Consider the following 2,418-nt stretch of genomic DNA (forward strand, 5'->3'; position numbering starts at 1 on the left):
TGCCGACGAAGAACTCGTATTGCTCGCTCCGCGTCGTGCCCAGCATGGACCGCCTCCCAAGCCGACAACTCGGAGGGAATCACGGGCAGAGGACTTTCTCAACAGCCCCACGCGGCACCTCTGCCAGGTGGCGCCGATGACCCGCTGGATGGCCGCCTTGAGGCCCTCGTGGGCGTCCGAGATGACCAGCTTCACGCCCCTGAGGCCACGCCGGACGAGGTCCTTCAGGAACGTGGCCCAGAAGGTCTCCGCCTCCGAAGGACCGATGTGCAGGCCCACGATCTCGCGCCGGCCGTCCCGGTTGGCAGCCACAGCGATTATGGCCGCCACGCTGACGATGCGCCCGCCCTCGCGAACCTTGAGGTAGGTGGCATCGAGCCAGAGATACGGCCAGTTCCCCTCCAGCGGGCGCTTGAGGAAGGCGCCGACCCGCTCGTCGATCTCTTTGCAGAGCTTCGAGACCTGGCTCTTGCTGATCCCGCTCAGGCCCATGGCCTGGACGAGATCGTCCACCTTGCGGGTCGAGACCCCGGCGATCCACGCCTCCTGGATCACCGAGACCAGCGCCTTCTCGGTGGTCTTGCGCGCCTCCAGGAAAGGCGGGAAGTAGCTCCCCGTCCGCAGCTTGGGGATGCGCAGGTTGAGCTGCCCGAGCCGGGTGTCGAGCGAGCGGTCCCGGTAGCCGTTCCGCCAGGTCGAGCGCTCGCCGCTGCGCTCGTATCGTCCTGCTCCGATCAGTCCCTCCACGTCGGCCTCCATCAGGATCTGGAGCACGGTCTCGGCCAGGGAGCGGAGGAAGTTGCCGTCATCGGCCTTTTGCAGCGCCTCCAGAAGCGCCATCCTGTCGTCGGTCATCGGGTCCTCGTGGCTCGGGGTGAAGTCGGACAACTCCACCTTAGCCGCACACCCCGATGGCCACCCCCAGCTACACCGGAAAGTCCACCACTTCCGGGGACGCTAACGCCGGGCGACGATCGGCACGGGCACCTCGGCCCCAGCAGAGCAATGGAAGCGGATGGCAGCCCAACGCAGGCCCTGCCCGGCCAAGATGTGCCCATCTCTCGACGGTTTTCCCGTCAAGCGAAACCGCCTGCACGCTCGGGTGTTGTCTCGGTCGAACGTCATCAATGCCGGAGCACGGGACAGCTATCCCGATTGCTTGGCTGCCGACTTGAAAAGGAGTTCACGATGCAACGTGCCGTGACAGCCATCTATCGTGCCTTCGATGTCGCCGATCTGGTCCGGGGGGAACTGGAGCAACTCGGCATTGCGTCTCACAACATCACTGTTCTTCCGGACACGGCGGGCGGAAGTAACTTCACCGGTAGCACACAGGACCATGCGGGTACTGCAATCGACCGCCTTCATGACTTGGGCATCCCAGAGGAGGATGCCCGCACCTACCAGCAGGCGCTTCGGAACGGCGACTACGTGGTCTCGGTTGAGGTCGACGACGACGCTTACCTCGATCGCGTGCAGGAAGTCATGCGTCGGCCCGAGGACGCTTACGATCTAGATGCGTTGGACAGCCAGTACTCGGATGCGGACTACATCCCCCGCCAACAGGCGGCGTATGCGGACACGGGCTCAGTAGGCCAGATGGGCAGCTTCGGCGCGGAAGGTGCGACTGGTGCCTCCGGTTACCGCGATGACCAACTCAACCAGGACGGCACCGTCAAGGTGGTCGAGGAGCGTCTAAACGTCGGCAAGCAGGAGGTCGAAGGCGGCGCAGTGCGCGTGCGGTCCTACGTCCGCGAAGTGCCGGTGGAGGCGGATGTGGAGTTGCGTTCCACGCGGGTTTATATCGAGCGCCGCCCGGTGGACCGGCCCGTGAACCCGGATGAGATCGGCCTGCCCGAGCAGGTCCTTGAGGCTCGCGAGCATGCCGAGCAGCCCGTGGTCGGCAAGGAGGCTCGCGTGGTCGAGGAGATCGGCCTGCGGCAGGAAACCGAGGTGCAGCACGAGCGCATCCAGGACACCGTCCGCAAGACCGAGGTCGAGATCGAGGACGAGCGCACCGGCGACCGCACCGGCCTGACCGGCGGCACGACCGGCACCTCGGGCTCAGGCCCCGCGGGTACGTTCTGACGCGGCCTTACCCGTGACGAGGCCCTGGGCACGACAGTGTCCGGGGTTACCTGTGTCGCCTAAGATGGGGACCTACTGGCTCACCTTCTCGAAGTGCTCTTCGTAGATACCGGGCGGCAGCCGCCAACCCCCGAAGACCACGGTGATGCGATGGAACTGCGCGCCGTCATCGACGAGTGCCATCGCTCCACCGACTTGGTCGCGCAAGTGGAAATGCTGCACCCAGCCGGCGGTGCTGTGCCTGAGGCTGAGCTATTTCCTTTCCCTGTGTGTTCGGGCGACGCGCGTGATCTCGGTCCTGTTCAAGGGCCGAGAAGCGGTTCGTGAGAG

General features: G+C 65.4%; 2 protein-coding genes. One reads left to right on the forward strand and one right to left on the reverse strand.

The window, feature by feature from the left end:
• The coding region (locus tag FHG71_RS23085) for an IS256 family transposase (protein WP_246045589.1) at positions 1–855 on the reverse strand (855 nt) is incomplete at its 3' end.
• A gap of 333 nt (positions 856–1,188) precedes the next feature.
• Between FHG71_RS23085 and FHG71_RS23090 the strand changes: the two genes are divergently transcribed.
• Entirely contained in the window at positions 1,189–2,088 is a 900-nt protein-coding gene (locus tag FHG71_RS23090; protein WP_176559610.1) for a YsnF/AvaK domain-containing protein, read from the forward strand.
• The last annotated feature ends 330 nt before the right edge of the window (positions 2,089–2,418 follow it).

This window comes from Rubellimicrobium roseum (genome assembly GCF_006152145.1).
GTDB lineage: Bacteria > Pseudomonadota > Alphaproteobacteria > Rhodobacterales > Rhodobacteraceae > Rubellimicrobium > Rubellimicrobium roseum.

Excerpts from the sequence above, each read along its gene's own strand:
- FHG71_RS23090 (WP_176559610.1), top strand. The coding sequence starts at position 1,189 with ATGCAACGTGCCGTGACAGCCATCTATCGTGCCTTCGATGTCGCCGAT.